This is a genomic window from Mycolicibacter engbaekii (assembly GCF_002101585.1).
GTDB lineage: Bacteria > Actinomycetota > Actinomycetes > Mycobacteriales > Mycobacteriaceae > Mycobacterium > Mycobacterium engbaekii.
This window is the reverse complement of the sequence record NZ_LQOT01000038.1, coordinates 1-2581: the sequence shown is the minus strand read 5'-3', so window position 1 is coordinate 2581 and position 2581 is coordinate 1. Positions and strand designations below refer to the sequence as shown.

Here is a 2581-nt window from a genome sequence, read left to right as displayed (position 1 = left end):
CCTTCAATCATTCGGCTACGACACGCCGGACCTCACCAGCCGGCCCAGCTCGTACACCACTCTGCTGGACGCAACCTACTGGAGGGCAAGTTCAGGCGAAGCTGTAGTCCAAGCCTTTCGCCACGTGTCGCTGTTGCGATGGTGCCAGTGTTGGCTGGATTCTTGATCCCGTTAGCGTGCGCAGAGTTGGCGCCGGCGGAGGCCGCCTCGGCGATTCCTGTCGAGTTGCTTAATGATTATCAGGGTGCAACTGACCCATTCCCATTCCCGGGCTATGATGACGCCTATTCTTACGTGTATGAGAATCCAAACCTGGATGCGGATGACATATGGACTGCATTCCTCTGGTATTACGATTTCGGCCTTGCTAGTTCATATTATCGCCCGAGTTTCGGCTCAACCGCCGAATATTACTTGTTCATACAGAACGACTTCGCGCATTGGTATTATCTCGGTATCACCGATCAAGCTAATTACCCCCTGAACCCTTCGCAACTTACGTTCAATCTACTTGGAGCGAATTTCCTGGCGGATCAGGGTTACGGCTTAGAGGTTGATCCCGAGAATCCAACTCATCCGAGCTCGTGGCCTGAGTACTATCAATGGCTCTACTGTTGGGAAAGAGATTGCAGTGCGTACGGTGTTTTAGGGCCAGGTTTAGACGCCTTATTTACTCCGCATCCCGATCTTTCTTCCTATGATCTCCTCCAATCCCTGTTAAACCCGACAAGCAATTACGGCCCGCATGACGCCAGCATTTTCCTTGCCGATGCCATCTATGGCATTATCGGGCCAATGCTTCAGTTCGGCGAGACGGTCGGCCTTAATTTCGGACCTATCGGTGAAATATTCAGCGCGGGCGAGATGCTGTCTTTGGCGACCGAGTTCGCGTCGCATTGGGATGGCTATCTGGCCGGCGACCCACTGGATGCGACGCATGTATGGATTCAGATGCCACAATTCCTATTTTCCGGCGCCGCCTTGGTAACTCAAGGAATTCCAGCTCTTGAGGTTGCTGGCACGGCATTCGGTGTATTCGGGACTGCGTTGGGTGCGCTCGACACTTTGGTTACCAACTGGTGGGGATAGTGTAGTGAACACTTATCCGTTGTTATTTCATCCGCACTCCTAAGTGGTCCCCGGAATCTGTGGCTTCCATGATGCAGTCTTCGCAGGCATTGGATCCGAAACTTCGCGCCAGACGTCTCCGCTCAGAGCCAACGGCGTTCGATGTCTCCGTGAATCCCCCGGCGTTTCCGGCCGCTCACGGGTTTGCGAACTCAGTGATCTTCTGGGTTCGGTACTGACCGTAGTAGGGGGCTTCGTGCTCGGATGGTGGTATGTCGGCGCAGTAGCTGTTGATGCGGCGGTGGTTGAACCAGTCCACCCATTCCAGGGTGGAGACTTCGACCTGGTCGATGGTGCGCCACGGGCCGCGGGGCTTGATCAGTTCGGTCTTGTACAGGCCGTTGATCTGGTTGGCGGGTCCAGATCGCGTGCTCGATCGCATCAAGCACTAACGCGCTGGTCATCGTGGTAGCGGTGCGCCACCCCACGATCCGTCGGGAGTAGGTGTCGATGACGAACGCGGCGTAGACGAAACCCGACCAGGTCGACACGTAGGTCGTGTCGGCCACCCACAGCCGGTTCGGTGCGGGCGGGTTGAACTGGCGCAGGACCAGATCACGTGCCCTGGCGTCTTGCGGATCAGGGATGGTCGTGCGCCGAACCTTGCCCCGGTGCGCCCCGCGCAGCCCCATGTCGTGCATCAGCCGTTCCACGGTGCAGCGGGCCATCGCCACACCGTCGCGGTTTAAGGCCAGCCACACTTTGCGGGCCCCGTAGACGCGGTAGTTGCACTCAAACACCTGTCGAATCTGGGGTTTGAGGTCCTCGTCGCGGGCAGCTCGGGCCGAGCGGCCTCGGGGCATGGGCGTCGTAGTAGGTGCTCGGTGCGATCTTGACGCCATGTGCGGTCAGCACCCGGCAGATCGGCTCGACACCGAAGCGGTCCTTGTTCTGGTCGATATAGGTGCAGATCAACGAGGCCGGCGGTCGAACTCCGCCGCGAAAAAAGTCGACGCCGACTTCAGAATCTCATTAGCTCGCTTGAGCTCCCGGTTCTCGGCGCGAAGCCGCCGCAGTTCCTCCGCCATCTCGGAGGTGACACCGGGGCGCTTGCCCGCATCGACCTGGTCCTTGCGGACCCAGGTCAACAAAGTCTGCGCGGTCCCGATGCCCAGCTTGGACGCCACCGACTCGATCGCTGCCCATTCCGACGGATACCCGTGACGGACCTCGGCAACCATGCGCACCGCACGTGAACGCAACTCGGCCGGGTACCTACGCGGAGAACCTTCTGACATGAGTCCATCCTTCACAAGAAGTGGAGCCTCCAGACTCACCGAAGGGATTCAGTACCGAACCCAGAAGATCGCTGAGTTCTCAAACCCGTGAGCGTCCGGAAACGCCGGGGGGGGGGGATTTAACTTTGGTCCATGCGCGATAGTGCCCCGTGGGGTGGTGGACTTCGGATCGGCGTGAGTCACGCGTGGTGATCAACGAGTCATGCTGGATGCTA

At 58.5% G+C, this 2581-nt stretch carries 1 protein-coding gene, 1 pseudogene and 1 other annotated feature; of the genes and pseudogenes, one reads left to right on the top strand and one right to left on the bottom strand.

What is annotated here, in order from left to right; genetic code table 11:
• The first annotated feature begins 186 nt into the window (after window positions 1-186).
• Entirely contained in the window at window positions 187-1089 is a 903-nt protein-coding gene (locus AWC02_RS21635) for a hypothetical protein (RefSeq protein ID WP_133055628.1), read from the top strand.
• 175 nt (window positions 1090-1264) lie between these two features.
• Here AWC02_RS21635 and AWC02_RS11190 read toward each other — a convergent pair.
• Window positions 1265-2366 (bottom strand): annotated as a pseudogene (locus AWC02_RS11190) (IS3 family transposase).
• Window positions 1951-2079: a sequence feature (AL1L pseudoknot), on the bottom strand. It overlaps the preceding pseudogene by 129 nt.
• Window positions 2367-2581 lie beyond the last annotated feature (215 nt).